The organism is Actinoplanes auranticolor (genome assembly GCF_018332655.1).
Taxonomy (GTDB): Bacteria; Actinomycetota; Actinomycetes; order Mycobacteriales; family Micromonosporaceae; genus Actinoplanes; species Actinoplanes auranticolor.
Genome location: NZ_BOQL01000036.1, coordinates 67093 through 93200, shown reverse-complemented (window position 1 = coordinate 93200; position 26108 = coordinate 67093). Strand labels below are relative to the sequence as shown.

30 protein-coding genes and 1 riboswitch are annotated in these 26108 nt (G+C 73.3%); of the genes, 17 read left to right on the top strand and 13 right to left on the bottom strand.

Going from position 1 to position 26108, the window contains the following annotated elements; genetic code table 11:
- Positions 1 to 42 precede the first annotated feature (42 nt).
- Positions 43 to 198, bottom strand: a complete 156-nt coding sequence (locus Aau02nite_RS22685) for a hypothetical protein (protein WP_212990547.1) — start codon at positions 196 to 198, stop codon at positions 43 to 45.
- Positions 195 to 851, bottom strand: a complete 657-nt coding sequence (locus Aau02nite_RS22680) for an ArsR/SmtB family transcription factor (protein ID WP_212990546.1) — start codon at positions 849 to 851, stop codon at positions 195 to 197. The genes Aau02nite_RS22685 and Aau02nite_RS22680 overlap by 4 nt, the downstream gene beginning before the upstream one ends.
- Before the next feature lie 76 nt (positions 852 to 927).
- Here Aau02nite_RS22680 and Aau02nite_RS22675 point away from each other — a divergent pair, with 76 nt between their 5' ends.
- From Aau02nite_RS22675 to Aau02nite_RS22665, 3 genes are all read left to right on the top strand, one after another.
- Positions 928 to 2274: an MBL fold metallo-hydrolase gene (locus tag Aau02nite_RS22675; RefSeq protein WP_212990545.1), complete on the top strand. Its 1347-nt coding sequence runs from the start codon at positions 928 to 930 to the stop codon at positions 2272 to 2274.
- A gap of 231 nt (positions 2275 to 2505) precedes the next feature.
- Positions 2506 to 3786: an MFS transporter gene (locus Aau02nite_RS22670; protein ID WP_212990544.1), complete on the top strand. Its 1281-nt coding sequence runs from the start codon at positions 2506 to 2508 to the stop codon at positions 3784 to 3786.
- Positions 3749 to 4996 carry an MFS transporter gene (locus tag Aau02nite_RS22665; protein WP_212990543.1) on the top strand — a complete coding sequence of 416 codons (1248 nt, stop codon included), beginning with the start codon at positions 3749 to 3751 and terminating at the stop codon, positions 4994 to 4996. The genes Aau02nite_RS22670 and Aau02nite_RS22665 overlap by 38 nt, the downstream gene beginning before the upstream one ends.
- Before the next feature lie 379 nt (positions 4997 to 5375).
- On the opposite strand, the gene Aau02nite_RS47430 is transcribed toward Aau02nite_RS22665, so the two are convergent.
- The gene (locus Aau02nite_RS47430; RefSeq protein ID WP_212990542.1) at positions 5376 to 5810 is read right to left on the bottom strand and encodes an endonuclease domain-containing protein; all 435 of its coding nucleotides are present in this window, start codon (positions 5808 to 5810) and stop codon (positions 5376 to 5378) included.
- Between the two features lie 340 nt (positions 5811 to 6150).
- Between Aau02nite_RS47430 and Aau02nite_RS22655 the strand changes: the two genes are divergently transcribed.
- The gene (locus Aau02nite_RS22655; RefSeq protein WP_212990541.1) at positions 6151 to 6648 is read left to right on the top strand and encodes a hypothetical protein; all 498 of its coding nucleotides are present in this window, start codon (positions 6151 to 6153) and stop codon (positions 6646 to 6648) included.
- Between the two features lie 30 nt (positions 6649 to 6678).
- Here the strand turns inward: Aau02nite_RS22655 and rox are convergent, their stop codons facing one another.
- Entirely contained in the window at positions 6679 to 8127 is a 1449-nt protein-coding gene (gene rox, locus Aau02nite_RS22650) for a rifampin monooxygenase (RefSeq protein ID WP_281421010.1), read from the bottom strand.
- Between the two features lie 373 nt (positions 8128 to 8500).
- On the opposite strand from rox, the gene Aau02nite_RS22645 reads away from it, so the two are divergent.
- Genes Aau02nite_RS22645 through Aau02nite_RS22635 form a run of 3 tightly spaced genes read left to right on the top strand, consistent with a single transcriptional unit; the run spans position 8501 to position 10589 of the window.
- Positions 8501 to 8998, top strand: coding sequence for a pyridoxamine 5'-phosphate oxidase family protein (locus Aau02nite_RS22645; RefSeq protein ID WP_212990540.1), 498 nt, complete (start codon positions 8501 to 8503; stop codon positions 8996 to 8998).
- Positions 8999 to 9032: 34 nt separating this feature from the next.
- The gene (locus tag Aau02nite_RS22640; protein WP_212990539.1) at positions 9033 to 9440 is read left to right on the top strand and encodes a YciI family protein; all 408 of its coding nucleotides are present in this window, start codon (positions 9033 to 9035) and stop codon (positions 9438 to 9440) included.
- Positions 9441 to 9443: 3 nt separating this feature from the next.
- Positions 9444 to 10589, top strand: coding sequence for an RNA polymerase sigma factor (locus Aau02nite_RS22635; RefSeq protein ID WP_212990538.1), 1146 nt, complete (start codon positions 9444 to 9446; stop codon positions 10587 to 10589).
- A gap of 52 nt (positions 10590 to 10641) precedes the next feature.
- On the opposite strand, the gene Aau02nite_RS22630 is transcribed toward Aau02nite_RS22635, so the two are convergent.
- Positions 10642 to 11529 carry a LysR family transcriptional regulator gene (locus Aau02nite_RS22630; RefSeq protein WP_212990537.1) on the bottom strand — a complete coding sequence of 296 codons (888 nt, stop codon included), beginning with the start codon at positions 11527 to 11529 and terminating at the stop codon, positions 10642 to 10644.
- Positions 11530 to 11600: 71 nt separating this feature from the next.
- Here Aau02nite_RS22630 and Aau02nite_RS22625 point away from each other — a divergent pair, with 71 nt between their 5' ends.
- Positions 11601 to 12455, top strand: coding sequence for a dihydrodipicolinate synthase family protein (locus Aau02nite_RS22625; protein ID WP_212990536.1), 855 nt, complete (start codon positions 11601 to 11603; stop codon positions 12453 to 12455).
- A gap of 311 nt (positions 12456 to 12766) precedes the next feature.
- On the opposite strand, the gene Aau02nite_RS22620 is transcribed toward Aau02nite_RS22625, so the two are convergent.
- From Aau02nite_RS22620 to mycP, 6 genes are all read right to left on the bottom strand, one after another.
- Complete coding sequence (locus Aau02nite_RS22620) at positions 12767 to 13048, bottom strand: serine hydrolase (protein ID WP_212990535.1); 282 nt, start codon at positions 13046 to 13048, stop codon at positions 12767 to 12769.
- A gap of 55 nt (positions 13049 to 13103) precedes the next feature.
- Positions 13104 to 13721: a DJ-1/PfpI family protein gene (locus Aau02nite_RS22615; protein WP_212990534.1), complete on the bottom strand. Its 618-nt coding sequence runs from the start codon at positions 13719 to 13721 to the stop codon at positions 13104 to 13106.
- A 3-nt stretch (positions 13722 to 13724) separates the two neighbouring features.
- Positions 13725 to 14675, bottom strand: coding sequence for a GlxA family transcriptional regulator (locus Aau02nite_RS22610; RefSeq protein ID WP_212990533.1), 951 nt, complete (start codon positions 14673 to 14675; stop codon positions 13725 to 13727).
- A 71-nt stretch (positions 14676 to 14746) separates the two neighbouring features.
- Positions 14747 to 15277, bottom strand: a complete 531-nt coding sequence (locus Aau02nite_RS22605) for a DUF6817 domain-containing protein (protein WP_212990532.1) — start codon at positions 15275 to 15277, stop codon at positions 14747 to 14749.
- Positions 15274 to 16161 carry a Vgb family protein gene (locus tag Aau02nite_RS22600; RefSeq protein ID WP_212990531.1) on the bottom strand — a complete coding sequence of 296 codons (888 nt, stop codon included), beginning with the start codon at positions 16159 to 16161 and terminating at the stop codon, positions 15274 to 15276. Before Aau02nite_RS22600 ends, Aau02nite_RS22605 begins: the two co-directional genes overlap by 4 nt.
- Before the next feature lie 19 nt (positions 16162 to 16180).
- Entirely contained in the window at positions 16181 to 17395 is a 1215-nt protein-coding gene (gene mycP / locus Aau02nite_RS22595) for a type VII secretion-associated serine protease mycosin (protein WP_212990530.1), read from the bottom strand.
- A gap of 137 nt (positions 17396 to 17532) precedes the next feature.
- A riboswitch (cobalamin riboswitch) is annotated at positions 17533 to 17605 on the top strand.
- A 61-nt stretch (positions 17606 to 17666) separates the two neighbouring features.
- Here mycP and Aau02nite_RS22590 point away from each other — a divergent pair.
- The 4 genes from Aau02nite_RS22590 to Aau02nite_RS22575 are packed head-to-tail and all read left to right on the top strand — an operon-like array spanning position 17667 to position 20072.
- Positions 17667 to 17873 carry a CbtB domain-containing protein gene (locus Aau02nite_RS22590; protein ID WP_212990529.1) on the top strand — a complete coding sequence of 69 codons (207 nt, stop codon included), beginning with the start codon at positions 17667 to 17669 and terminating at the stop codon, positions 17871 to 17873.
- Positions 17864 to 18655: a CbtA family protein gene (locus Aau02nite_RS22585; protein WP_246595364.1), complete on the top strand. Its 792-nt coding sequence runs from the start codon at positions 17864 to 17866 to the stop codon at positions 18653 to 18655. The genes Aau02nite_RS22590 and Aau02nite_RS22585 overlap by 10 nt, the downstream gene beginning before the upstream one ends.
- Entirely contained in the window at positions 18652 to 19230 is a 579-nt protein-coding gene (locus tag Aau02nite_RS22580; RefSeq protein WP_212990528.1) for a histidine phosphatase family protein, read from the top strand. Before Aau02nite_RS22585 ends, Aau02nite_RS22580 begins: the two co-directional genes overlap by 4 nt.
- A 5-nt stretch (positions 19231 to 19235) precedes the next feature.
- Positions 19236 to 20072, top strand: coding sequence for a hypothetical protein (locus tag Aau02nite_RS22575; protein WP_212990527.1), 837 nt, complete (start codon positions 19236 to 19238; stop codon positions 20070 to 20072).
- Positions 20073 to 20088: 16 nt separating this feature from the next.
- On the opposite strand, the gene Aau02nite_RS22570 is transcribed toward Aau02nite_RS22575, so the two are convergent.
- Positions 20089 to 21120, bottom strand: coding sequence for a phosphotransferase (locus tag Aau02nite_RS22570; RefSeq protein ID WP_212990526.1), 1032 nt, complete (start codon positions 21118 to 21120; stop codon positions 20089 to 20091).
- A 53-nt stretch (positions 21121 to 21173) separates the two neighbouring features.
- On the opposite strand from Aau02nite_RS22570, the gene Aau02nite_RS22565 reads away from it, so the two are divergent.
- The 3 genes from Aau02nite_RS22565 to Aau02nite_RS22555 are packed head-to-tail and all read left to right on the top strand — an operon-like array spanning position 21174 to position 23290.
- A complete protein-coding gene (locus Aau02nite_RS22565) occupies positions 21174 to 21764 on the top strand; it encodes a winged helix-turn-helix domain-containing protein (RefSeq protein ID WP_212990525.1) in 591 nt (196 codons plus the stop codon).
- Positions 21764 to 22483: an SRPBCC family protein gene (locus tag Aau02nite_RS22560; RefSeq protein WP_212990524.1), complete on the top strand. Its 720-nt coding sequence runs from the start codon at positions 21764 to 21766 to the stop codon at positions 22481 to 22483. Before Aau02nite_RS22565 ends, Aau02nite_RS22560 begins: the two co-directional genes overlap by 1 nt.
- A 12-nt stretch (positions 22484 to 22495) precedes the next feature.
- Entirely contained in the window at positions 22496 to 23290 is a 795-nt protein-coding gene (locus Aau02nite_RS22555) for an alpha/beta fold hydrolase (RefSeq protein ID WP_212990523.1), read from the top strand.
- A 19-nt stretch (positions 23291 to 23309) separates the two neighbouring features.
- Here the strand turns inward: Aau02nite_RS22555 and Aau02nite_RS22550 are convergent, their stop codons facing one another.
- Complete coding sequence (locus tag Aau02nite_RS22550) at positions 23310 to 24023, bottom strand: bleomycin resistance protein (protein ID WP_212990522.1); 714 nt, start codon at positions 24021 to 24023, stop codon at positions 23310 to 23312.
- Between the two features lie 154 nt (positions 24024 to 24177).
- Between Aau02nite_RS22550 and Aau02nite_RS22545 the strand changes: the two genes are divergently transcribed.
- Positions 24178 to 25488, top strand: coding sequence for a coiled-coil domain-containing protein (locus tag Aau02nite_RS22545; RefSeq protein ID WP_438841165.1), 1311 nt, complete (start codon positions 24178 to 24180; stop codon positions 25486 to 25488).
- A gap of 211 nt (positions 25489 to 25699) precedes the next feature.
- On the top strand, positions 25700 to 26038 hold the full coding sequence (locus tag Aau02nite_RS22540) for an RNA polymerase-binding protein RbpA (RefSeq protein ID WP_015622005.1): 339 nt from the start codon (positions 25700 to 25702) through the stop codon (positions 26036 to 26038).
- Positions 26039 to 26108 lie beyond the last annotated feature (70 nt).

The following is a 26108-nucleotide window of genomic DNA, read 5'->3' as shown; positions in this document are numbered from 1 at the left end:
TGGGGCGTTCGCCGGGCACGGGTCCGAGGTAGGTGTGGCCGGTCAGGTGGCACCAACCGGCAGGTCCAGCGGTGCGGCCGGGTCGGTGGCGATCAGGTGGATGACCGTGTCTGCGGGCACGGTGGTGATCAGCCGGCGCAGTTCGAGCAAGAGCAGCACGCAGCGGCGGTCGCCGCCGTCGAGGACGACCGGCCTCACGCGACGATCGGCAGCTGGTCGCGGCGCCATTCGAGCATGCCGTCGGCGAGCCGCACCGCCGGGCGGCCGTGGTCGGTGAGCAGCCGGACCGCCTCGTGGGAGAGCACGCAGTAGGCGCCCCGGCAGTAGGCGACGACCTCGACGTCGGCGGGCAGTTCGGTGATCCGCTCGGCGAGCTGATCCAGGGGGATGGAGACGGCGCCGGGGATGTGGCCGGCGGCGTACTCCTCGGCCGGGCGCACGTCCACGGCGATCACGTCTCCGGCGGCGAGGCGGCGGCGCAGTTCGTCGCGGTCGACGGCCTCGGTGTCGGCAGGGCCGAGGTAGGCGTCACGGGCGGCGGCCGCTTCGGCGTTGCGGGCGCCGGCGACGTCACGCAGCAGGGCGTAGAGGGCGGCTACGTCGGGTCCGGCCAGTCGGTAGTGGATCTTCGTGCCGTCACGACGGGTCGCGACCAGACCTGCCTGGCGCAGCGCCTGCAGGTGCGCCGAGCAAGTGGTCAGGCCCAGCCCGGCCGCGGTGGCGAGGTGCTCGACGCTGCGTTCGCCCTGCGCCAGCAGGTCCAGCAGTTCCAGGCGCTTGCCACTGCCGAGGGCCTTACCGACGCGGGCCAGCGCGTCGAACAGCGTTGCCTTGTTAGCGGGGTCACCCATCTTGCGCATCCTCCAATGTTTCATGGAATAGTGTAGGAGATCGCGAGGGTGATCGCCACACACGAGGGAGGGTGTCATGCACCTGGTGCCACTGATCGACGAAGGCTTGGGCAACAGCGCCTACCTGCTCGACGTCGGCGACGGCCGCGCCCTAGCCGTGGACGCCCCTCGCGACCTGCGCGCACTGCGCGCCGCAGCCGACCGGTGCGGGCTTAGCATCACGTGGGCGGCCGACACCCATCTGCACGCCGACTTCCTGTCCGGTGCGGTGCAGCTGGCCGCCACCGACGGCGCGCAGATCCTCGCCTCGACCGCCGGTGCACGCGCCTTCGAGCACCGGGGCCTGGCCGACGGCGACGACGTCGACCTCGGCGGCCTCACCCTGCGGGCGCTCGCCACTCCCGGGCACACCGACGAACACCTGTCGTTCCTACTCCTGGACGGGAACACGCCGGTGGGGGTGTTCACCGGCGGCTCGCTGATCGTCGGGTCGGCCGCGCGGACCGACCTGCTCGGCGACGAACGCACCCGGGAACTCGCCCATGCCCAGTACGCCTCGCTGCACCGGCTCGCCGCTCTGCCCGACGCGACCGCGGTGTGGCCCACCCACGGCGGCGGCTCGTTCTGCTCGGCCGTGCCCGGCGCCGCGCGCACCAGCACCATCGGCGCCGAGAAGGCCGGGAACCCGCTGCTGACGGCACCCGATGCCGATACGTTCGCCGCCCGGCTGCTGGCCTCGCTCGGTTCCTACCCGGCCTACTTCCGCCGGCTCGGCGAGATCAACCGGCAAGGTCCCCCCGTCGTACGCACCGCCCCGGTCCTGCCGAGCCTGTCCGTCGAGCAGGTCCGCCGTGCCGCCGCCGCGGGCGCGCTCATCGTCGACGTGCGCCCGGTCGCCGACGTCGCGGCCGGGCACATCCCCGGTGCGGTCGCGATCGCGTTGCGCGACCAGTTCGCCACCTGGCTCGGCTGGATCATCGAGCCCAGCATCCCGATCGTCATCGTCCGCAACCCGGACCAGGACCCGGCCGACATCCTGTGGCCGGCGCTGAACATCGGCGTCGACACCCTGATCGGTGAACTCGCCGGCGGCGTCGGCGCGTGGACCGCCGCCGGCGGCACGCTCGCCAGGACCCCGCTGGTCTCCCCCGACCAGGTCGGCGGAGCGGTGCTCGACATCCGCCAGGACAGCGAATACGCCGCCGGGCACCTCCCGCACGCCCTCCACATCGAGCTCGGTGGCCTCCCCGCCGGCGCTGACCGGATCGCGCCGGAGCCGACCGTGGTGATGTGCGGGCACGGCGAACGTGCCATGACCGCCGCGACTCTGTTGCAGCGCGCCGGTCACCCGGCCGTCTCGGTCCTCGACGGCGGCGCCCACGGCTGGGCGCAGGCCACCGGCACCCCGCTGGAGCAGCAATGACCGGCAACGCCACCAGCCGTACCGGGCTTGCCGGGATGCCGGTCTACCTGGACCACAACGCCACCACCCCGGTCGACCCGCGCTCGACGCAGCCTGACCCTCGCGTCACCCCGCGGGCATGTGCTGAAGCCTGCGCGCGGCGGCGATCCACCTCTCGGCACCATTCATGACCGCCCGGCCACGAGACGAGGAGATGTGGTGCAACCCCGGCACCATCGAGGAGAAAGGACCGTGACCACCATCCGGCTGGGGTTGGCCGCCAACGCCGCCCAGTTCACCCTGCTCGTCGTCGTCAACGCCCTCGTCGGCGGCGTGCTGGGCTCCGAACGCACCGTGCTCACCCCACTGGCTGAACGCGAGTTCCACCTCGACGGCTACACCGCGGCGCTGACCTACATCCTGGCGTTCGGCATCACCAAAGCCGCCACCAACTTCTTCGCCGGCACCCTGTCCGACCGGTACGGCCGCAAACCCGTCCTGCTCGCCGGCTGGCTGGCCGCCATCCCGATCCCCGCCATGCTGATCTGGGCACCGAACTGGGGCTGGATCGTCGCCGCGAACATGCTGCTCGGCGTCAACCAGGGCCTGGCCTGGTCCACCACCGTCATCATGAAGATCGACCTCGCCGGCCCGGAACGTCGCGGCCTCGCCATGGGCTTGAACGAGGCCGCCGGCTACCTCGCCGTCGCCGCCACCGCGATGGCCACCGGAGCCCTCGCCGCGCAGCACGGGCTACGCCCAGTGCCGTTCCTGCTCACCGCCGCCTATATCGCCCTCGGGCTCGGCCTGTCGCTGTTCTTCGTCCGCGAGACCCGCGGCCACGCTCGCCAGGAGGCCGCCACCCGCGCCACCGCCGGCGGTGACCTGGCCACGTCACAGGTGTTCGCGCTGACCAGCTGGCGTGAACCGGCCCTGTCCTCGGCCAGCCAGGCCGGCATGGTCAACAACCTCAACGACGGCCTGGCCTGGGGACTGTTCCCCCTCATGTTCGCGGCCGCCGGGCTGTCGCTCACCCAGATCGGCGTCCTCGCCGCCCTCTACCCCGCCGTGTGGGGCCTCGGCCAACTCGTCACCGGCCCCGCCTCCGACCGGTACGGCCGCAAACCGTTCATCGTCACCGGCATGCTCGCCCAAGCCGCCGCCCTCGCGATCTTCGCGGTCGCCGACACTTCCGGGATGTGGTCGCTGGCCGCGGTACTGCTCGGCGCGGGCACGGCAGCGGTCTACCCGACCCTGCTCGCGTCGATCTCGGATGTCGCCCACCCCGGCTGGCGGGCCCGCGCCGTCGGCGTCTACCGGCTCTGGCGTGACGGCGGCTTCGCCGTCGGTGCCCTGCTCGCCGGGATCGTCGCCGACCTCGCCGGCATCCGCGCCGCCGTCTGGACCGTCGCCGCCCTCACCGCCGCCTCCGGGCTGCTCGTCGCCGCCCGCATGTACGAGACCCATCCCGCAACAGCAAGGAACACTCCCCGTCATGACTTCCACCGATACCCCCGTCACCGCGACAGCTGAACAACAGGATGCCGTCCAGCGGCGCACCCTCGCGGTCGTCATGGGCTCCCAGGTGTTCAGCGGCGCCGGCCTGGCCGCCGGCGCTACTGTCGGTGCCTTGCTCGCCGCCGACATGCTCGGCACCACCACCCTGTCCGGACTACCCACCGCACTGTTCACCGCCGGATCCGCGGCAGCCGCACTGCTCGTCGGACGCCTGTCGCAGCGACTCGGCCGCCGCGCCGGCCTCGCCGCGGGATACGCCACCGGAGCCCTCGGCGGCGCCGGTGTGGTCCTCGCCGCCACCCTGGACAACGTTCTGCTGCTGCTCGCCTCACTGCTCGTCTACGGTGCCGGCACCGCCACCAACCTGCAGGCCCGCTACGCCGGCACCGATCTGGCCCACCCCTCCCGCCGCGGCCGGGCCATCAGCTCCGTCCTGGTCGCCACCACCATCGGCGCCGTCGCCGGTCCCAACCTCGTCGGCCCCGCCGGCACACTCGCCGAACACTGGGGCATCCCGGCGCTGGCCGGACTGTTCGCTCTTGCCGCGATCGCCTACGCCATCGCCGGCACCATCCTGTTCCTGCTGCTACGCCCCGACCCGCTGCTGTTCTCCCGCACCGCACTACCACCAGCCGCCACTACCGCGGGCACCGGACGTGACCGCGGTCGCCGTTTCGCCGGCACCGTCACCGCCGGGACGGTCACCATGGTCCTGACCCAGCTGGTGATGGTTGCCGTGATGACCATGACCCCGGTCCACATGCGCGCCCACGGCCACGACCTGCACGCCACCGGTCTGGTCATCGCCGTGCACATCGGCGCCATGTACCTGCCCTCGCCGATCACCGGCATCCTCGTCGACCGCATCGGCCGCATCCCGGTCGCTGTCGCCGCCGGCATCACCCTGCTCGCCTCCGGCGTCGTGGCAGCCACCACACCCGAGGACTCTGTCGTGCTGCTGACCCTGGCACTGGCCCTGCTCGGGCTCGGCTGGAACCTCGGCCTGGTCGCCGGCACCGCCATGATCACCGACAACGCGCCCAACCACACCCGCGCCAAGACCCAAGGCACCATCGACGTCAGCGTCGCCCTCGCCGGCGCCGGCGGGGGCCTCGCGAGCGGCATGGTCATGGCCGCCACCAGCTACGCCACTCTGTCCATCGTCGGCGGCCTACTGGCACTCGCAGTGATTCCCTTCGTAGCGTTCGGGGCACGGCGGAACTAGGTAGCCGGCCGTCGGAGGCCGCGCAGGAAAGAGGGCCGGCGATCCGTCAAAGGCCGGCTGAATGGTTTGTCGGTGACGTCGACGGCCATGTGTCGGTGACCACCGGCACCGGCCTGCGGCACCGGTGTTCCCGTCAGCGTCCTGCCGCTCGGGGCGCGGCGGCGCAAGGCGGTCGAGGCCGGGCTGCGGGCGCAGGTCGACGCGGAGGGAACCCTCGGAGCGCGGGTCCGGGAAGTGGCCGACGGCTGGGTGGCGCTGCCGGCGATGTCTCGCGGAAAGCGGTGGAGTTTGGTGCGCGCGGTGGCCCAGGCATGCTCACACGAGCGGCTACCGGCCGACCGTCGGTTCCAGACTCCGCACGTTGGCACCAGCGTCTGAGTCAGCGATGCCTCGTGAGGTAGGCGTGTACCGCATCCAGCAGGCCGGGATTGTCTTCCACGGCCCACGTGACCAGATTGCATCGGTGGCATAGCAGCTGGCGCACTGCCCCTGTGCGGTGGTCACGGTCGACCGCCAACCGGCGAGGCCGGCCGCCGCGACCCAGAACCCGTTCGGCCTTGCCGCAGATCGCGCACAAGCCGTCCTGCTCCGCCAGCATCGCGTCGTAGTCTGCGGGCGTTAGCTGATATTTGTCCCGTAATACCTGAGCGTGCGAGATTCGGTCGCCTCCGTTGGTGGCGTACCGGGCTCGCTTGCTCTCCGAGATGCACGTCTTGCACGGCCGTCTCGGTTGAGTGGTGTGCCGAAGGTCGTAGAACGCCGACCGCGGCTTCGTCTCCCCACATCGTCCGCACAGGACGAACTCTTCCCCCATGCACTACACCATACAACTAGTGTGGAAGCACCACATAACTGTCATTATGATGTAGCGATGTTTTGTCCGATTCCATGTGAGCGAGCCAATTAGTGTATTGCCGTTAATAGTAATTCGTTAATCTGGCCAGGCGGCGGTGGCGGGAGCGGGCGGCTGAGGAGCTTCCGCGTTCGGGCCGGCTCGGCGCCGATCCGTGGGCGCGCTGGCCGACTCCGACGGCCCGGCCACCCAGGGTCCGGCGAAGTGGACCACCTGGGCCTGCAGCCGTGAGCGCCGCCCTGCTCGCCGGGATCGCCGGCCCGGCTCTGCTCGACGCGCTGAATCCCGCCACGATCGCCGGGTGGCGTTGCTGCTGCTCGCCCCCATGGCCCATCCCGTACGGGCGGCGGCCGGGTTCGTGGCCGGCGCCTACCTCACCGTGCTCGGACTCGGGGCCATCGTCTACATCGGCGCCGACGCCGCCGGCAACAGCCTCGTCTGGGTACGGCGGGTGGCGGCCGTGGCACTGGCGGTGGCCGGCATCCGCCGCCTGCGGGCACGGGTCCGCCCGGCCGTCACCGTGCCCGGCTGGGTCAACCCGCTGACCGCAGCCCAGCTCGGTCTGGTCATGACCGGGGCGGACCTGCCCAACGCCTTTCCGTACTTCATCGCCATCGAACGCATCGTCAACGCCGACGTCGGTACCACCCGCGCACTGTTGATCATCGCCGGCGTCGCCCGTGGTGATCGGGTCCGCCGCCGCCTCGGCACGCTCTACGAACGCCTCGGCGCGGAGAAGAAGCAGCCGCGCAGCGTGCCGATCGCGGCGGGCTACCTCATCGTCACGCCGGCGTACTGACCATCGCCGTGCCGGCGTGACGCAGGGGGCCTACGACATCGCGCCGAACCAGCGGGAGAGCTGCACGTCGAGCTCCCCCTGGTCGTCGCCGATCCAGGCGACGTGGCCGTCCGGGCGCAGCAGCAGGCCCGGCACGTCCACCGCCGCCGTCCGATCCCCGAGGTAGTCGACCCGGTCCGACCAGCCACCGGCCCTCAGTCGTCCGGTGCGGTCCAGCAGCAGGCCGCGGCCGCGGTGCAGCAGACCGTAGAGGCTGCCCTGCTGCACCGCGATGTCGCGCAGGCGGCGCCCGAGCAGGTCGGGGCCCGCGCCGAAGTCGTAGCGGATGCCGATCGCCGTGATCTTGCCGATCAGGTGGCGGTTCACCTCGTCGAAGTCCATCAGCTCGGTGAGCAGCCGCCGTACCGCCCGCGGGCCCGGCTCGGGCGACGACAGCTCGATCTGGGCGCGGGTGTTGTCCAGCACGTCCTCGGCCACCGGGTGACGTTCGGCGTGGTACGTGTCCAGCAGCGTCTCCGGCGCCCAGCCGCGAATCTGCGCCGCCAGTTTCCAGCCGAGGTTGACCGCGTCCTGTACGCCCAGGTTGAGGCCCTGTCCGCCGGCCGGTGGGTGGATGTGCGCCGCGTCGCCGGCCAGCAGCACCCGGGCGACCCGGTACCGTTCGGCCAGCCGGGTGGCGTCGCCGAAACGGGACAGCCAGCGCGGCGAGTGCACGCCGAAGTCCGTGCCGGCGATGGTGCGCAACTCCTGCCGGAAGTCCTCGATGGTCGGCGGGTCCGCGCGGTCGCTGACTCCCGCGGCGGGGACCACGACGCGATGGATGCCGTTGCCGAAGGGCTGCACGCTGAACGCTTGATGGGTTTCGCGGACGGCGGCCACCGTGGTGGCGATCTCCTGCGGAGGTACGCTGACGTGCATCTCGCCCATCAGCGTCTCGGTCCGTGCGGGCTCACCGGGGAAGCCGACGCCGAGCAGTTTGCGCACGGTGCTGCGGGCGCCGTCACAGCCGACGAGATAGCGCGAGCGCAACCGTTCGCCTTCGGCCAGCTCGACGGTCACCCCGTCGTCGTCCTGCGCGACCCCGGCCACCGCGCACCCGCGCCGGACCTGCGCCCCCAGGGCGATCGCGTGGTCTTCGAGCAGCTGCACGATCACCGGCTGCGGAATGCCCAGCAGGTAGGCGTGGGCGGAATCCAGGTCTTCGGGCGCGGGTTTGTCGATGGCGGCGAAGTAGGCCCCGGCCGGACGCTGCCGGGCGTGCGGGCGTACGCGTTCCAGCAGCCCGCGCATGGCCAGCAGCTCGATGCTGCGGATGTGCAGACCGACGATGCGGACGAACGAGACGGGTTCGGTTTCCCGCTCCAGGACGAGGACTTGTACGTCGTGCAGCCGTAGTTCGGCGGCCAGCATCGCGCCGGTCGGCCCGCATCCGGCGATGATCACGTCGAACTCGCGGGGCGTAGAAGGTGAAGAAAGCACAGGTGGCGCCTTTCGGGAGTGCCGTGGTGGCGAGGCGCTCCCGGCGACACCTACGTCGATCGCCCGGCCGTGACGGACAGGGGGAGCACCCACATCGATCCAGCGTTCATGGGTCTCACCTCCTCGGGCCGTGTCACGTCAGTGGCAAGTTACAGCAGCCCGGCCAGCCGGTCCAGGCCGCTCCTGATCAGCTGCCCGTAGTCGTCGTCGCCGAGGCCCGCCCTGGCGAGTTGCAGCTGCTCGCGGGCGCGTCGGTGTTCGTCACCGGGAAGTTCTGAAATCGGTGGGCTGCGCGTGTCGAGAACGTCAGGGCGGCTGCGTCCCAGGGGACACAGCGGCCGGCGAGGCCCGCCACGACCAGAGAAGGACGACCATGCGACCGGACGAGATCACCGAGGTGCTGCACCGCCCGCTCAGCCAGGAACTGCTGGCCCGCGATCTGACCCGCCTGGCGTACGTCGCCAAGGACGGCACGCCCCGCAACGTGCCCATCGCGTTCACCTGGAACGGCTCGCACATCGTCATGTGCACCACCAAGAACGCCCCGAAGCTCGCGTCGCTGCGGGCCGACCCGGCGGTCGCGCTGACCGTCGACACCGAGGTGCACCCGCCGAAGATCCTGCTCATCCGCGGCCGGGCCGAGCTCGACGTCGTCGACGGCATCCCGCAGGAGTACCTGCAGATGAACGGCTCGTACACGATGACCGCCGAGCAGCGGGTGCAGTGGGAGGCGGAGGTCCGCTCGCTGTACGACGGCATGGTCCGCATCGTGGTGACGCCGACCTGGGCCAAACTGATCGACTTCGAGACGACGTTGCCCAGCGCCGTCGAGGAACTGGTGCGTCAGCGTGAGGAGAGGCAGCGGGTCTGAGCACAATGGGCCCTACTGCCTCAAGGAGACGATGATGGCCAGATATCTGCTGCTCAAGCACTACCGCGGCGCACCGGCGCCGCCCAACGACGTGCCCATGGACCAGTGGACCCCGGAGGAGGTGTCCGCCCACCTGCAGTACATGCGCGACTTCGCCGCCCGGCTCGAGAGCACCGGCGAGTTCGTCAGCGAGCAGGCGCTCTCCCCGCAGGGCACGTTCGTGCGCTCCGACGGCGAGGGGCGCCCGCCGGTCACCGACGGCCCGTTCGCCGAGACCAAGGACCTGATCGCCGGCTGGATGATGATCGACGTCGACAGCTACGAGCGGGCGCTGGAGCTGGCCGCCGAGTTGTCCGCGGCGCCGGGGGCGGGCGGGAAGCCGATCCACGAGTGGCTCGAACTGCGCCCGGCCTACGGTGAGCCCGAGACCATCACGGAGTGAGATGTGGACGAGGCCCTGCTGCGCAGCCTCACCCCCGCGGTGATCGGCGTTCTGGTCCGGCGGGGAGCCGACTTCGCCGCGGCCGAGGACGCCGTGCAGGACGCCCTGCTCGAAGCCGTACGCGGATGGCCCGGCGACCCGCCCCGCGACCCCAAGGGTTGGCTGGTCACCGTGGCCTGGCGCAAGTTCCTCGACGCGACCCGCGCCGACGCGTCCCGGCGGCACCGCGAGGTACGCGTCGAGGCCGAGCCGCCGTCCGGTCCCGGCAAGGCGGCCGACGACACGCTCCAGCTGTACTTCCTGTGCGCGCACCCGTCGCTGACCCCGGCGTCGGCGGTGGCGCTCACGTTGCGGGCGGTCGGCGGGCTGAGCACCCGCCAGATCGCGCAGGCGTACCTCGTGCCGGAGGCGACCATGGCCCAGCGGATCAGCCGGGCCAAGCGGACCGTCTCGGGCGTGCGGTTCGATCAGCCCGGCGACCTCGCCACCGTGCTGCGGGTGCTGTATCTGGTCTTCAACGAGGGCTACTCCGGTGACGTGGACCTCGCGGGCGAGGCGATCCGGCTCACCCGCGAACTGGCCGCCCGCACCCTGGACGAGGAGGTCGCGGGACTGCTCGCGCTCATGCTGCTGCACCACGCCCGCCGCCGGGCGCGCATCGGGCCCGGCGGCCGGCTGGTGCCGCTCGTCGAGCAGGACCGCAGCCGGTGGAACACCCGGCTGATCACCGAGGGCGTCGACGTGCTCCAGGCGGCTCTGGCCCGCGACCGGCTGGGTGAGTTCCAGGCCCAGGCGGCCATCGCCGCGCTGCATGCCGACGCCCGTACGGCTGAGGAGACCGACTGGGTGCAGATCGTCGAGTGGTACGACGAGCTGGTGCGCCTCACCGGCAGCCCGGTCGCCCGCCTCAACCGGGCTGTCGCGGTCGGTGAGGCCGACGGTCCGCGCGCGGGACTCGCCGCCCTGGCCGAGCTGGACCCCGCGTTGCCGCGCCACGCGGCCGTCGCGGCGTACCTGCACGAGCGTGACGGTGACCGGGTCGCCGCGGCGCGGCTTTACGCCGCGGCGGCCGAGGACGCGGCCAGCCTCGCTGAACGCGAGCACCTCACCCGGCAGGCCGCCCGGCTCAACGCCTTGCTGCGCGGCTGATCAGCTTTGCGTCGCCGCCGGGCGGCCCGCTGGTTGCAGCGAACCGGGGATTTCAGCGCGGGTCGCCGAATCCGCTGCTGGCGGCGCGGATGGCGGTGATGAAGGCGGCCACCGCCGGGTGGGTCGCGGCGCCGCGACGGTACGCGATCCGGGTCCGCCGGCGCGTCTGCAACGGCACGAGCCAGACGCCGGTGGGTGGGTTCGCTGTGGCCAGTTCGGGCACCAGCGACACGCCCTGGCCGGCGGCGACCAGCGCGAGCACCGTGGTGAAGTCGTCGGCCTGGTGCCGGGCCCGGGGTGTGAAGCCCGCCGCCCGGCACACGTGCAGAGTCACGTCGTGGCACAGCGTCCCGGGGCTCGCCATGATCCAGTCCGCGTCGCGCTGGTCCCGCAGCGATCCCGCGCCGGTGGACGGCAGCGCCAGGTAGACCGTCTCGTCCAGCAGCGGCACGGCGTCGAGCATCGGGTCGGGCTTGACCGGGACGACGTCGTAGTCGTGCAGCAGGCCCACGTCGAGCCGGTGCTCGCGCAGCGCGTCCGGGACGGCCGCCGGGTCCAGCTCGGTGACCATGAGTTCCAGCCCGGGGTGGCGTTCGGCCAGAGCGACCAGGGTGGCCGGCAGCAGGGTGCGGACCGCGGTGGGGAACGCGCCGATGCGCAGCGGCCCGGACAGGCCGGTGGCCAGCGCGGCTATCGCGGTGGTCGTCTGCTCCAGCGCGGCCAGCACGCTCTCGCCGTGCTGGACCAGGACCCGGCCGGCCGGGGTGAGGGCGACGCGCCGGCCGGTGCGTTCCAGCAGCGGCAGGCCGACTTCGCGTTCCAGGGCCGACAGCTGCTGGGAGACCGCGGACGGCGTGTACATGTGCGCCTGCGCGACAGCGTTGATCGTGTCGAGGCGGGCGAGGTCGCAGAGCAGGCGCAGGCGCCGGACATCCAGCATCAGCTGAGCTTACGGTTCTGCGCAGAAATGTGAACTGGACCTTATGGCATTGGGTGCCAGAGGCTGGGCTCATGACCTTCACCGGTGTGTACGTTCCGCTGATCACCCCGTTCGGCGCCGACGGGTCGGTGGCCCTGGACGCGTTGGAGTCGCTGGCCCGGCAGGTGCTGGCCGACGGTGCCGCCGGTCTGGTGGCGCTGGGCACGACCGGGGAACCGTCGTCGTTGAGTGCGCAGGAGCAGCGGGCGGTGCTGGACGTGGTGGCGCGGGTCTGCCGCGAGCGCGACGCGACCCTGGTGATCGGGGCGAACTCGGTCGAGGCGGTCCGCGCGGTCCGGGACCAGCCCGCGGCCGGTGCCGTGCTGAGCCTGGTGCCGCCGTTCGTCCGGCCCGGGGAGGCGGGTGTGGTCGCGTACTTCGAGGCGCTGGCCGCGGCGAGCCCGGTGCCGGTCCTCGTCTACCACGTGCCGTACCGGACCGGGCAGGTGGTGCCGGCCGCGACGCTGCGCCGGCTCGCGGCGATCCCGAAGGTGGCCGGGGTGAAACTGGCGGCGGGCGGCATCGACGCGGCGACGGTGGAGCTGATGGCCGATCCGCCCGCCGGGTTCGCGGTGCTGGGCGGCGACGACGCGTTCGTTTCGCCGCTGCTGGCGCTGGGGGCGCACGGCGGCATCCTGGCCTCGGCGCACGTGGCCACGGATCGCTTCGCCGAGCTGGTGCGTTCGTGGCGGGCCGGCAACGCGGTCGCGGCGCGGGCGGTGGGTCATCGGCTGACCGGGCTGGCGCTGGCGTTGTTCGCCGAGCCGAATCCGACGGTCATCAAGGGCGTGCTGCACGCGCAGGGGCGGATTCCGACTGCCGCCGTACGGCTGCCGTTGCTGCCGGCCGGCGCCGGCAGTGTCGAGGCGGCGCTCGAACAGCTCTAGCCGAGGGCGTCGCGGACGGCGGCGACGAGGCGGCGCCCGCGCCGGGGATCTCGGCGGTGAGCAGGGCGGGATCGTTCCAGCCGTGCGGTTCGTCCAGGCCGGGGAAGGCGAACGCGCCGTTCATGGTGACCATCCGCATGATCAGCGTCTCCGGGCCGGGCATCGGCGGGCGGCCCGGCGCCTCGCTCAGGCGGGCGAGCCCGCCGAGTTCCTCGCGGGGTACGCCGATCCAGGTCCGCACGCCACGCTCGACGGCGACGGCCGCGCGGAAGTAGGCGCCCGGGGTCAGCCCGGTGATCCGCCGGATCAGCTCACCGAGCCGGTGCGTCGAGGTCGAGGCGGCCCTGCTGGGCAAGCAGGTGGGTGCAGATGCTCACGACGGCCTTGGCGCAGGAGAACACCGGTACGACGGTGTCGCGGGTCCACGCCCGGCCGGTACGCTCGTCGGCGACGCCGCCCCACAGCTCCACCACCTTGCGGCCGCCGGCGTACACGGTGACGCCCGCGCCGAGCTCCTCCCCGTCGTCGAAGGCCCGGGTGAAGACGTCGGCCACCGCGCCGAAGCGCTCGTCGGCCTCTCCGCTGATGTCCACAGCGGGACACGGTAGGCGGCCAGGCCCGGCGCCTCCACCGATGTGGCGCCCACGCTCAGCGGATCAGGGCCAGTGCCTGCTCGGCCAGGCCGTCCGGCGCCGAGTGCGGCGAGCCGGCGGTGAACGGCGGGTCCGGGTCGTACTCCATGGCCAGCTGGACGGCCTGCGCGGTCCGGTCGTCGCGCTCGCGTGCGAGCAGGGTCAGGGCCATGTCGATGCCGGCCGAGACGCCCGCGGCGGTGATCACCGGGCCGTCGGTGACGACGCGCTGCCCGACCGGCTGCGCCCCGAACGCGGCGAGCCCGTCGCGCCAGCCCCAGTGGCTGGTGGCCCGGCGCCCGTCCAGCAGCCCGGCCGCGGCCAGCACGAACGAGCCGCTGCAGACCGAGGTCATCCATCGGGGCCGGGCGGCCAGGAGCCAGTCCCGCAGCTGCGGGTCGCGCATCGCCTCGGCGGTGCCGGGGCCGCCGGGCACGACGATGACGTCGGGGTGCGGCAGGTCGGCGTAGCCGGCGGTGGCCGTCAGGGTCAGGCTGCCGAGGTCGTCGGTGACCGGGCCGGGCTGCGCCGCCACGAAGGTCACGCTGACCTGCGGGGCGAAGCCCAGCACCGTGTACGGGCCGACGGCGTCCAGGGCGGTGAACCGGGGGTAGAGCGGGATGGCGACGTGCATGTCTCAGGCCTCTCTGTGCTGGAACCGGCGGCGGTAGTCGGCCGGGGAGATCCGCCAGCGGCGCCGGAAGGTGCGGTACAGGGTCTCGGGCAGGCCCAGGCCGCAGTCGCGGGCGACCCGGGCCAGCGGCGCGTCGCTGGACTCCAGCAGGCGGCGGGCGGCGTCGGCGCGGCTGTGCTCGACGTAGCGCCCGGGTGACATGCCGATCTCGCGGGTGAAGACGCGGGAGAAGTGCCGTTCGCTCATCGCCGCGCGCCGGGCCAGCGCCGGCACGCTCAGGTCCGCGGCCGGGTTCGCGTCGATGTAGGCGCGCAGCTCGCGCAGGGGCTCGCTGCGGGGGACGCCGGTGCGCATCGGCGTGCTGAACTGGCTCTGCCCGCCCGGGCGGTGCAGGTAGACGACCAGGCCGCGGGCGACGTCGGCGGCCAGGGCGGTGCCGTGGTCGTCGGCCACCAGCGCCAGCGCGAGGTCGATGCCGGCGGTGACCCCGGCCGAGGTCCACACCGTGCCGTCGCGCACGTAGATCGGGTCGGCGTCGACCTCGACCCGTGGATAGGCCGCGGCCAGGTCCTCGGCGACCAGCCAGTGCGTGGTCGCGCGGCGCCCGTCGAGCAGCCCGGCCTCGGCCAGCAGCAGGGCGCCGTTGCACACCGAGGCGACCCGCCGGGCGCGGGCGGCCAGCCCGGCGATCGGGCCGGCCAGGTGCAGGTGCTGCGGCGCGGACAGCCCGCCGGTGACCAGCAGGGTGTCGATGTCGGTGAGGTCGTCGAAGGCGACCGCGGTGGTGGTGACGCCGTTGTGGGCGCGGACCGGGCCGGCCTCGGCGGCCGCCACGTCGAGGCGGTAGCCGCCGCGGGCGATCAGCGCCGCGGTGGCGAACACGTCGGCCGGGCCGGCCAGGTCGAGCAGCTGAAAGCCGTCGTAGACGACGGCGGCGATGCGGCGGTCCCCCATGACGTCGATGATCGGGGGGTGACGGCGGTGGCGTCCACGCCACGACCATGACGATTCCGGCCATCGAAGGCTCAGCCCAGGATGCGGCGGGCCTCCGCGAGCACGGCCGGGGAGGCCAGGGGCGCCCAGGCGGCGAACAGGGCGCGGAAGTAGGCGCCGTGCCGGGTGACGAAGGTGGGATCCTGCTCGGCGACGTCGAGCTCGTTGACGATGCTCAGGTCGGTGAACGGGCGGACCTGCTCGGGGGCCAGGGCGTGGCTGCCGCCGGTGAAGCGGTCCCGGACCTGGCGGGTGTCGGGCAGGGCCGGCCAGGTGCGGGAACGGTCGCAGGCGCCGTACAGGTAGACCAGGTTCTCGGCGCGCTCGCCGACCAGCTCGCGCAGCACGGCCCGGTCCGCGACGGCCAGCAACCTCAGGTCGAAACCGTCGGTGCCGTAGACGGCGTGGGCCAGCCCGGCCAGCTGCACCTGCGGGTCGTGGCCCAGCGCACCGAGCCGGTCGTGGACGCGGCCCAGGTGGGCGTAGAGGGTGCCGCCGGGGTGCTCGATGCTCTCGGCGCCGCGCTCGCGCAGCCAGGCCCGCACGTCCTGCTCGGTGCTCATCGGGCCGCCGCCGCGCTGGTCAGCACCGCGACCTTGCCGATCTCCAGCGCCACCCACAGGTCGCCGTCCGGGCCGATGGTCAGGCCGTGCGGCTCGGACTTCGGGCTGGGCAGTTCGTGCTCGGTGACCGTGCCGTCGGCGCTGAGGTGGGCGACGCGGTTGGCGCCCCATTCGGTGAGCCAGCAGCCGTCGTCGCCCGCGACGATCGCGTGCGGGCGGCAGGCGCGGTCGGGCAGCGCGAACTCGCTCACCGAGCCGTCGGTGGTGATCCGGGCGACCTGCCCGGCGCCGATCTCGACGCACCAGAGCGCGTCGCTGCCGGCGGTGATGCCGACCGGGGCGGCGGCCGGGGTGGGCAGCCCGTGCACGGTGACCGTGCCGTCGGTGGTGATCCGGCCGACCGCGTTCGCCTGGTTGAGGGTGAACCACAGGGCGCCGTCGGGGCCGGTGGTGATGGTCGAGACGAACGCCTGCGAGACCGGCAGGGTGAATTCGCGCAGGTCGCCGGCGGGGGTGAGGCGCCCGATCCGGTCGGCGTTCATCTCGGTGAACCAGAGCGCGCCGTCGGGGCCGGCGGTGATGCCGTACGGCCCGCAGCCCGGCGCCGGCAACGCGAACTCGCTGAGCTCGCCGTCGGTGGTGATCCGGCCGATGCGGTCGTCCTGGGTGCGGGTGAACCACAGCGCGCCGTCCGGGCCGGCGGTGATCAGGCTCGGCCGGCAGGCCGGGGCGCCCAGGTCGTAGGTGCGCAGCTCGCCGGTGGTGCTGAGCCGGGCGATCCGTCCGGCGTGGACGAGGGTCAGCCACAGCGCGCCGTCGGGGCCGGTGGTGATGCCGTACGGGCCGGCGTCCTCGTCGGCGACGGTGATCTCCCGGATGTCCATGCCACCCACCTCTCCTGGGTCAGGGGATCTCGGGGTCGGGCGGGCGCCAGCCGCGGCGACGGCCCCGGCGCACGGCGGCGGCGGCCACCACGACCAGCACCACCACGCCGGCGCCGATGGCCGCGACCAGCAGGGACAGCTCCTGCGCGCGGTCGCGCCGGACGGCCAGGGCCACCGTGGCGGGGTCCTCGGTGTGCACGACCGCCGGTGCCGGCGGCGGCGGGCTCTCCGGCCCGAGGGTCTCGGTCAGCGCCCGGTACGGGTTCAGCACGCCGAAGCCGTACAGCTCGCTGCGCCGCCCGCCGGGGGCCGGGTCGGTGGTGGCCAGGATCCGCCGGGTCACCTGGGCCGAGGTCAGCGACGGGAACCGCTGCTTGAGCAGCGCGGCGGTGGCGGCCACGAACGGTGTCGCGTAGCTGGTGCCGTCGCCCTGGGTGTGCCCGGAGCGGCGGGCGGCGAAGGTGACCGCGACGCCGGGGGCCATCACGTCCACGTAGTCGCCGTGCTGGGAGAAGTCGCCGGCCACCCCGTTCGGGCCGATCGCGCCGACGCCGATCACGTCTGGATAGGACGCCGGGTACGGCCGCGGGTTGCCGTCGTCGGGCCGCCCGTCGTTGCCGGCCGCGGCGACCACGACGACCCCGGCGGCCACGGCCCGGGCGACGGCGGCCCGCACGCGGTTGTCGTCGGTGGTCATCACCAGCGACATGTTGATGACGTCGGCGCCGCCCTCGTCGACCGCCCAGTCGATGGCGGTGGCGAACTTGGCCGGGCTGACCGGCTCGCCGGCGTTCCGGTCGGTGTCGGTCTGCTCGCTGACGCGCACCGGCACGACGGTCGCGTCCGGGGCCAGCCCGCGCAGGCCGGCGCCCTCGACCGGCTCGGCGGCGATGAGGCTGGCCACGGCCGTGCCGTGCCCGACGCAGTCCTGGCGCCCGGACGCGTCGCCGTGCAGGAAGTCACGGCCGGCGGCGACCCGGCCGCGCAGCTGCGGATGGCCGGCGTCCACGCCGGAGTCGATGACCGCGACCCGCACGCCGGCGCCGGTGGCGAACGGGGCGAGGCGGTCGGGGGCGAACAGCTGCGTCTCGTACGGCTTGGCCGCGCTGACCTTGGCCGCACCGGGCAGGGTGGGGCAGACGAAGGCCCGGGCCTGGGCGGGCACGGCCGGCAGCAGCACGGCGACCGCCGCGGTCAGCGCCCCCAGCGCCGCCGTCACCCCGGGCAACCTCATCGCCACTCCCCCGCACCACGACCGGCTTGGATGTTACCGAGCCGGGCCCGGCGGCGGTGACCCGGCGCACCGCGGGCTCGATTGACCGGCTCCGGCGGGCGCCGCTAGGTTGTGGGGACCATCTGCGGCGTCGTGAGGGAAACCGGTGAGAATCCGGTGCGGTCGCGCCACTGTGAACGGATTCCCCCGGGGTTCCGTGAGTCAGGACGCTCACACGTACGCAGGCCTGTTGAACGGGACGCGTCATCCCGGTAGGAGGTCTGACCCAGTCATGTCGAACCCCACTCAGTCGGTACGCCCGCTGAACCCGCCCGCTGTCTCACCGCGGGTGCTCTGGACCGCCGTCAGCGCCGTCACCCTGCTCCTGCTGCTGGCCTACCTGGTCGCCTTCGACCAGGGCGCGGTCTCGCAGAGCGGCATGTACCTGCACGAGCTCATGCACGACGGCCGTCACCTGCTCGGCGTGCCGTGTCACTGAGCTCGGCCCGCACCACCCCCTCCTACGGCGCCATCCTGCTGCGGGGCCTGCTGGCCGGCCTGATCGCGGGTCTGCTGGCGGGCGTCTTCGCGTACGCCACCGGTGAGAGCCGGATCGACGCCGCGATCGCCATCGAGGAGGCCGCGGCCCACGCGGACACCGCCGGGGCGGCCGACGACGGACACCACGACGAGGAGCTCGTCTCGCGCAACGGCCAGAAGGGCGGGCTGTTCCTGGCCACCGCCCTGTACGGCGTGGCGATGGGCGGGTTGCTCGCGACGGCGTACACGTTGCTGCGCCGGCGGCTGCGCACCTCCAGCGACACCCGCGCGGCGTTCGGCCTGGCCGGGGCCGCTCTGCTGGGCATCGTGCTGGTGCCGTTCGTGAAGTATCCGGCCAATCCGCCCGCGGTCGGCGATCCGGCGACGATCAACCAGCGCACCATCGGCTGGCTGTCGATCGTGGTGATCGGCATGGTCGCGGTCTGGGCCGGGGTGCTGGCGTCCCGGTCGCTGCGCGCGGGTGCGCCGGAGTGGCTGCGGGCCACGGCGGCGCTGGCGGGGTTCCTGGTGGTGGTCGCGATCGGCTATGTGCTGCTGCCCTCGTTCGACGAGGTCCCCGACACGTTCCCGGCGAGCCTGCTGTGGACGTTCCGGCTGGCCTCGCTGGGCACCCAGGTCACGTTGTGGGTGGCGCTCGGGCTGGCCTTCGCCGCGCTGCTGCACCGGCTGGGCCGCGAGGTGCCGGCCGAGCGGGCCGGGGCTGAAGCTGTGGCCGGGTGAGCGGCGTACGGCTGCTCGCCGCGGCCACCACGCCGTCGCTGCGCCGGGCGGTCTTCGGTGGTGACGACGACGATCTCGACGAGGGCGGCCTGCGGGCCGCTCTCGCCCTGTGCGACCCGGACGGTCCGGCCGACCTCGGCGGCCGCGGCGATCTGTGGGTGTGCGCGCCGTCGCAGGCGGCGTTGCAGACCGCGCGGGCGCTGGGCCACGACGACCCGGTGGTGGAGAAGGCTCTGGCCGACCCGGGTTACGGCACGTGGAGCGGGCTGGGCCTGGGCGACGTGGCCGGCACCGATCCGGACGGCCTGCAAACCTGGCTGAGCGATCCGGGCGCGGCCCCGCACGGCGGCGAGTCGCTGACGGCCGTGCGGCAGCGGGCCGGCGCGTGGCTGGATTCGCAGCGGGAGCAGCGCACGGTCGCGGTCGCGCATCCGGTGGTGATCCGGGCGGCGCTGACGCACGCGCTGGGGCTGCCGGACGCGGCGGTGTGGCAGCTGGACGTGGCGCCGTTGTCGCTGATCCGGCTGACCCATCGCACCAGCCGCTGGCACGTGTCGTTCCCCCCGGCCGGGTAGCGGTGATGTCGCCGGAGGAGGCGCGCATCGTCGACGAGGTCGCGCGGCTGGGGGTGGCGGATCTCGACCAGCCGTGGGACCGGGCGGTGTTGGAGTTCCGGGCGCTGTCCGGCTCCGCGGAGTTCGGCCGCAGCGTGTACCGCGGCGGCGACCAGCTGGAGGACTTCCCGCCGGACGGCTCCATCTCTCCCCTGTTCGAGCTTCGCCGGCTGATGTACGTCCCGGGGGCGGGAACGTGGTTCAGCGTGGAGGTGGACGTGACGCCGGATCTGCGGGCCGCGACCCGGTTCGGCTACGACACCGAGCCCGCGTGGTACCTGCCCCGGGACGACGAGACGTACGTCGACGACCTCGCGCTGTTCCCCCGGGACGAGGAGCACCTGCCGGACTGGTTGCGGCAGAAGGTGGTCCGGGCCGGGAGCGAGCGTGAGCTGGACTGGTCCGGCCTGCGGTTCCAGGCATCCTTCACCCGGGACGGGCGCCTCTCGACGAGCCTGGACTTTCATCCGCCACCCGGCGCCGGACGCTGGGCGGCGGACATCGTCGGCAGGCTCGCGGCGCAAGGGATCCACGCTCGCGTCGGCCACAGCGTCGACGACGAGAGCGGCGTGACGTACCCGGATGTGCGCGTCCGGCTCGGCGACGGGTACTGCAGCGTGGCGTTCTGGGCGGACGACATCTTCTGGTCGGTCGACGTGGCCGCCTCCCAGTCGGACCCGCACACCGCGCGCCACGCTGTCACCGCCGTGCGTGAGGTGGTCGGGGACGTCACGGGGTGGACCTTCGTCGACGCCAAGGTGACCACCGGCTACGAACGCGCCATGCTCGGTCTGCCGCGATAGCCGCCGTCAGCGGGGGTCAGTCCAGGGCTTCGCGGGCCCAGCGGGTCACCTGGGCCAGCACCGGGGCCCGGCCGGCGAAGACCTCGGCGGTGTCCCGGGAGTCGTAGGCGCCGCGGTTCCTGCCCTGGGCGGCGGCGATCAGCATCCGCGGCGCCAGCCAGTAGTACTTCGCCGCGCCGGTCAGCTTGATCGCCCGGCTGATCGTCGTGTCGTCCAGCACGCCGCCCAGCCCGCGCCGGTAGCCGTCGGCGACCGCGGCCGTCACGTCGTCGATCAGGTTGATGTCGATCAGCCCGTCGAAGAACGTGTCCAGGGTCAGGTTGGCCACGTCCTCACCGATCGCGCCCGGCCCGGTGAACGCCCAGTCCAGCAGGACCGGCCCGGCCGTACCGATGATCAGGTTCATCGGCCACAGGTCGTGGTGGCACAGCGTGCGCGGCAGCGTGTCGGCGGCGGCGAGCAGCCGGGTGCGCCGGTGCCACAGCGTGCGCAGTTCCTGCCGCAGCTGCGGGGGCCAGCCGGCGACCGCGGCGGGATGGTCCCAGTCGGGTTCGGCGCTGACCGGCTGGGCGCTGGTGTAGTCGCGCAGGAAGTCGCGGGCCAGCCAGGCGTCGGTGGGCGGGCGGCCGAGCCAGCGGGCCTGCCCGGCCCCCATCCGGTACGCGACCTCGCCCAGGTCGGCGCTGCCGCAGGCGGTGCCGGCCGTGCCGGTGACGTGCTCGAGCCACATGGCCACGGAGCCGTCGGCGCGTTCCTCGGTGCCGAGCAGGGCGGGCGCGCTCAGCCCGGCGTCGGCGAAGGCGGTGTACGCCAGCCCGCTGCGGTACGCCAGCAGCTCACGCCGCCAGTAGTTCCAGTGCCCGGGCTCGTCGGAGGCCTGCAGGTGCGGCGCCGCGTCGCTGCGGCCGGGCGTGGAGATCTTCAGTACCGCGTCGGTGCCGTCGCGGCGTACCCGCCAGATGCCGCCGGTGGCGCCGTTGCCGGCGTTGTGGGGCAGCTCCTGGGCGGTGCCGGGCTCGGTCACCAGGTCGTCGGGAGGGGTGCGCACGCCGGTGAGCGTACCCCTGGACAAACTTTTTTGTCGGTGGGAGAGTGGGCGCCATGGAAGACGTCGCAGTCATCGAGGACCCGGCCGCGGCCGAGGTCAGCCTGGACCCGATCCGCAGCCGGCTGCTGGCCGCGCTGGCCGTGCCGGGCTCGGCGACGATGCTCGCCGCGCAGGTCGGCCTGCCCCGGCAGAAGGTCAACTACCACCTGCGCACCCTGGAACAGCACGGGCTGCTGGAGCTGGTCGAGGAACGCCGCAAGGGCAACGTCACCGAGCGGGTGCTGCAGGCCACCGCCGCCTCGTACGTCATCTCCCCCACCGCGATGGCCGCCGTCGCCCCGGATCCGTCCCGGGCGCCGGACCGGCTCTCGGCGCGCTGGCTGCTCGCGGTCGCCGCCCGCCTGGTCCGCGACGTCGGCGAACTGATCACCGGCGCCGGCAAGACCCGGCAGAAGGTCGCGACGTTCGCCATCGACGGCGAGATCCGCTTCGCCAGCGCGGCCGAGCGGGCCGCGTTCGCCGAGGAGCTGACCGTGGCGGTCACCGCGCTGGTGAGCCGCTTCCACGACGAGGACGCGCCGAACGGGCGCAGCCACCGGCTGGTCGTGGCCGTGCACCCGACCGTGACCCGGGAGCAGCGCTGATGGGCAAGGACTTCGAGGCCCGCCTGGACGCCGACGTGCCGGCCACCCCCGAGCAGGTGTGGGACGCGGTCGCCACCGGGCCCGGGATCAGCTCCTGGTTCGTCGGGCGCACCGAGATCGACGGCGAGACGGTCCGCACCTCGTTCGGCGCGGGCGCGATGCCGGCGGGCACCGTCACCGTCGCGCAGCCACCGCACCGGTTCGCGTACCGCCATGAGACCGGCGAGGACGGGCGCTTCGTCGCCTACGAGTATCTGATCGAGGGCCGCGCCGGCGCGGCCACCGTCCTGCGCACGGTGACCAGCGGATTCCTGCCCGGCGACGACTGGGCCGAGGAGTACGAGGCCATGCGGTACGGCACCGAACTGTTCTTCCACACGCTGACTGAATGCCTGCGCTGGTTCCCCGGCCGCCTCGCGAGCCCGCTCACCGCCTTCGGCCCGCCGGTCACCGACTGGCCCCGCACCTGGCAGGCCCTGCACCGGGCCCTGGGCCTGGGCACTGCGCCCCGCGCCGGCGACCCGGTGCACACCGCGATGATCCCGGACGGCGTCGTGTCGTTCACCAACCCGCACACGCTGGCCGTGCGCGGACCGGACGCCATCTACCGCTTCCTGCGCGGCTTCCACGGCTCCCTGGTCGTGGCGCACGCGCTGTTCTCCCCCGCGGATCACCGGAACTGGCCCGCCTTCCTGGACTCCCTCGACAGCCACGACTGAAGGACCACCACCATGCCTACCGTCACCTCCGCCGACGGCACGACCATCGCGTACGAGACCACCGGCACCGGCCCGGCCCTGATCCTGGTCGACGGCGCCATGTGCTACCGCGGGCAGGGCCCGGCACGCGGGCTGGCCGCCGCGCTCGCCGACACCTACACCGTGTACCTCTACGACCGTCGCGGCCGCGGCGACAGCGGCAACACCCTGCCCTGGTCACCGCAGCGCGAGATCGAGGACCTGGCCGCGCTGCTCGCGGCGGCCGGCGGTACGGCGTACCTGCTCGGCTGCTCCTCCGGAGCGGTCCTGGCCGCCGACGCCGCCCACCACCTGCCCGGCTTCAGCGGCATCGCCCTCTACGAACCGCCGTTCATCGTCGACGACACGCACGCACCCCGCCCGGACACGTTCCTCGCCGAGACCGAGGCGCTGATCGCCGCCGGCGACACCGGCGCCGCGGTCAAGAAGTTCCTGCGCTCGGTCGACATGCCCGGCTTCGCGGTGCAGATCCTGGCGCTGCTCCCCCCGTTCCGCAAGATCAAGGCGGCGGCCCCCACGCTGCCCTACGACCTGCGCCTGCTCGGCGACACCGGCCGTGGCGTGCCGCTGGACCCGCAGCGCTGGTCCGGCGTGACGGTCCCGGCGCTGGTGATGGACGGGGGCAAGAGCCCGGTCTACATGCGCAACGCGGCCCGGGCGCTCAGCGAGGCGTTGCCCAAGGCCGAGTACCGCACGCTGCCGGGACAGACCCACTTGGTCAAGCCGGCGGCGATCGCCCCGGTGGTCAAGGAGTTCTTCGGCGGCTGAGGGCTCAGGACGGCCGGTTTCAGGGCAGGGCGGCGGTCAGGTCGGCTGCGGTGTCGAGGGCGGTGGCCGCCCGGGCGGTCTGGTCCGGGCTCAGCGGCACGCTGCGGGCGCGGGTGAGCATCGCGGCCGCGGTGGCCGGGTCGTCCAGAACCAGCGCCACCTCGGCCCGGTAGACCAGGACCTCCACCCGCGTCACCGGATCGTCGTCGTCGCCGGGGCGGGCCAGGGCACTGTCGAGGATGCGGGCGGCCTGGCCGGGGTCCCCTTTGGAGTCGGCCAGCACGACAGCGTTGGCCAGGTCCTTGGCGAGGCGTCCCACCGGCGCCGGTGCCGGCTCGGCTTGGCCGTGCTGCACGACGCGGATCCAGTTCCCGCCGGGGTCGACGACGCTGAAGCCACTCATCCCGTCGTAGTTCTTGCGCGGCCGCGGACGGGTCATCCGCGGCGTGCCGGCGACCAGCACCTTGCCGTAGGCGGCCCGCATCCCCGCCGCGAACGCCCGGTGCAGCTCGCCGATGTCGGAGGTCAGCACCAGGCACGAACCGTAGGACTGCGCCGGGTCGAAGCCGGCCATCTCGAAGAAGTGCAGATTCAGGTCCTCCCGCCGCATCGCCGCGTACGGGTTCGGCTTGCGCTGGCGGTACGTGGTGCGAAAGCCCAGCACCTCGTAGAAGGCGACCATGTCGTCGAGGGAGGCGCAGGGCAGCAGGGGGACGGTGACTTCGTTGCTCATGTGCTCTTCCTAGCCCTCGCCGGCATCATGACGCCCATGGAAATGGCCGAACGGCGGCGGTATGCCCCCGAACGGCCGGTGCGCGCGGGAACGTGGCGGTGGTCCGGCGCGGTGGCGGGACGTTGCCGGTGGTGGACGTTAGGGTCGGTCCGCGATGGTGGATGACGACACTTCCCTGACGAGCGACCCGCTGATGACCGGCCCGGCGGCCGGCGATCCGGTGCCCGAGACGCGCCCGTGTGCCCACTGTGGGCGGCCGGTGCCGCAGCGGGCCGCCGCCGGCCGGCCGTTCCGCTACTGCCGCGACAACGACGGCGAGTGCCAGCGGGCTTCGCGCAACGTGCGGATGCGGCACCGGTCCTCGCCCGGGCTCGCCGGGCAGGTGGCCCGGACCTGGGAGGCCGTCGACCGGCTCGACCAGCTCGTCGGCACGCTCAGCGAGGCCCTGCACGCCGAGATGTCGCCCGCCGGGGTGGAGCGCCAGGTGGCCGAGGTGCGGGCGGAGACCTCCCGGCAGATCGCCGCCGCGCACACCGAGCGCGACGACGCCCGCCGCGACGCCGACCGGGCCGCCGAGGCGGCCGGGGCCGCGGCGCAGGAGGCCGCGGTCGCGCGGGCCGAGCGTGACGACGCGCAGCAGGCGGCGATGCAGGCCCGGCGGCTGGCCGAGGCCGCGGCCCAGGACGCCCGGCTGGCTGTCGCCGGCCGGGACGAGGCGCAGGCCGCTGCCAGTGCCGCTGCCGCGCTGCGGGAGCAGGCCGAGACGGAGCGGGACCGGGCCCGGGCGGAGACGGTCGCGGTCCGCCGTGAGCTCGAAACGCAGGCCCGCGAGCTGGACAGCGTCCGCCGTGATGCCGAGGCCCGGGCCCGGGAACTGGAAGCCGCGCGCCGCGACGCGCAGGCCGCTGAGGTGAGCGTGCAGACGGTGACCCGTGACCTGGCCGCCGCGCGCGAGCAGGGCGAGGCGTTGGCTCGTGACCTCGCTGCGGTCCGCGAGCAGGGCGACGTGTTGGGCCGTGATCTTGCGGCGGCCGGGCAGCGGAGTGAGGCACTGGGCCGCGAGCGGGACGCCGCCCGGGTCGAAGCGCAGCAGGCAGTGCGCGATCTCACTGCCGCGCGCGCCGACGCGGTCCGGGAAGCCGAAAACGCCGAGCGCGCCGCGCGGGAAGTCGAGGCGCTGCGGCGTAGCCTGGATCAGGAGCGGGCGGCGCTCGTCGCGGCCCGCAGCGACGCGGATGCCGCGCACACCCGGGTGGCTCAGCTGTCGGCGCAGGTCAGCGACCTGGCTTCGGCGCTGGCGTCGCTCGGCCCGGCCCGGGCAGTCCCGGCCCAGACGCCGGGCAACGGCTCCGGCAACGGGTCGGCCGCCGGAGCGGGAGCCGACTCGGCGGGCGGGCAGCACGGCGAGCACGGCGGCGGACAGGGCACCGGGACCGCCGGACCGGCCGTCGCTCAGGCGCGGTGACCGACATCGCGCTATCCGCAGATCTCGCAAAGTCCCGTAAAGTGGACCAAGGTCCACTTCAGGACGGGGCTGAGTCGGCCGATAGGGGACCCGGGCGGTTACGCTCGAAGCGTTAACACCGTCGACATACGGCGGTCGCGGCAGGAATCTCGCGACCGCCCCTTTCGTTACACCAACGGAAGCAGCACCACGAGCGAGGGGAAAGCCGATCATGGGCGAACGCATGCTGCGTGGCAGCCGTCTAGGCGCAGTCAGCTACGAGTCCGACCGCAACACGGAGCTGGCGCCCCGGCAGACCCGCGAGTACCTGTGCGTGAAGGGTCACCAGTTCGAGGTGCCGTTCGCCGTCGACGCCGAGGTGCCGATCACCTGGGAGTGCAAGTTCGACGGCAGCGTCGCACGACTGGTCGACGGCAACGAGCCGGAGCAGAAGAAGGCGAAGCCGCCGCGTACCCACTGGGACATGCTGCTCGAGCGCCGGTCGATCTCGGAGCTGGAGGACATCCTCAACGAACGGCTTCAGGAGGTCCGCACCCGCCGGGGTCGCTGACCGCAGGTAGCAACGTCGATCGCCGTCCCGCTCAGCGAGCGGGACGGCGATTCTGTGTGCGTGCCGGGTT

Bases quoted from the DNA above. Each gene is read 5' to 3' on its own strand.
- Aau02nite_RS22680 (WP_212990546.1), bottom strand. From the start codon at position 851: ATGGGTGACCCCGCTAACAAGGCAACGCTGTTCGACGCGCTGGCCCGC.
- Aau02nite_RS22675 (WP_212990545.1), top strand. From the start codon at position 928: ATGCACCTGGTGCCACTGATCGACGAAGGCTTGGGCAACAGCGCCTAC.
- Aau02nite_RS22665 (WP_212990543.1), top strand. From the start codon at position 3,749: ATGACTTCCACCGATACCCCCGTCACCGCGACAGCTGAACAACAGGAT.
- Aau02nite_RS47430 (WP_212990542.1), bottom strand. From the start codon at position 5,810: ATGGGGGAAGAGTTCGTCCTGTGCGGACGATGTGGGGAGACGAAGCCG.
- Aau02nite_RS22645 (WP_212990540.1), top strand. From the start codon at position 8,501: ATGCGACCGGACGAGATCACCGAGGTGCTGCACCGCCCGCTCAGCCAG.
- Aau02nite_RS22640 (WP_212990539.1), top strand. From the start codon at position 9,033: ATGGCCAGATATCTGCTGCTCAAGCACTACCGCGGCGCACCGGCGCCG.
- Aau02nite_RS22630 (WP_212990537.1), bottom strand. From the start codon at position 11,529: ATGCTGGATGTCCGGCGCCTGCGCCTGCTCTGCGACCTCGCCCGCCTC.
- Aau02nite_RS22625 (WP_212990536.1), top strand. From the start codon at position 11,601: ATGACCTTCACCGGTGTGTACGTTCCGCTGATCACCCCGTTCGGCGCC.
- Aau02nite_RS22615 (WP_212990534.1), bottom strand. From the start codon at position 13,721: ATGCACGTCGCCATCCCGCTCTACCCCCGGTTCACCGCCCTGGACGCC.
- Aau02nite_RS22610 (WP_212990533.1), bottom strand. From the start codon at position 14,675: ATGGGGGACCGCCGCATCGCCGCCGTCGTCTACGACGGCTTTCAGCTG.
- Aau02nite_RS22605 (WP_212990532.1), bottom strand. From the start codon at position 15,277: ATGAGCACCGAGCAGGACGTGCGGGCCTGGCTGCGCGAGCGCGGCGCC.
- Aau02nite_RS22600 (WP_212990531.1), bottom strand. From the start codon at position 16,161: ATGGACATCCGGGAGATCACCGTCGCCGACGAGGACGCCGGCCCGTAC.
- mycP (WP_212990530.1), bottom strand. From the start codon at position 17,395: ATGAGGTTGCCCGGGGTGACGGCGGCGCTGGGGGCGCTGACCGCGGCG.
- Aau02nite_RS22590 (WP_212990529.1), top strand. From the start codon at position 17,667: ATGTCGAACCCCACTCAGTCGGTACGCCCGCTGAACCCGCCCGCTGTC.
- Aau02nite_RS22575 (WP_212990527.1), top strand. From the start codon at position 19,236: ATGTCGCCGGAGGAGGCGCGCATCGTCGACGAGGTCGCGCGGCTGGGG.
- Aau02nite_RS22565 (WP_212990525.1), top strand. From the start codon at position 21,174: ATGGAAGACGTCGCAGTCATCGAGGACCCGGCCGCGGCCGAGGTCAGC.
- Aau02nite_RS22560 (WP_212990524.1), top strand. From the start codon at position 21,764: ATGGGCAAGGACTTCGAGGCCCGCCTGGACGCCGACGTGCCGGCCACC.
- Aau02nite_RS22555 (WP_212990523.1), top strand. From the start codon at position 22,496: ATGCCTACCGTCACCTCCGCCGACGGCACGACCATCGCGTACGAGACC.
- Aau02nite_RS22550 (WP_212990522.1), bottom strand. From the start codon at position 24,023: ATGAGCAACGAAGTCACCGTCCCCCTGCTGCCCTGCGCCTCCCTCGAC.
- Aau02nite_RS22545 (WP_438841165.1), top strand. From the start codon at position 24,178: ATGGTGGATGACGACACTTCCCTGACGAGCGACCCGCTGATGACCGGC.
- Aau02nite_RS22540 (WP_015622005.1), top strand. From the start codon at position 25,700: ATGGGCGAACGCATGCTGCGTGGCAGCCGTCTAGGCGCAGTCAGCTAC.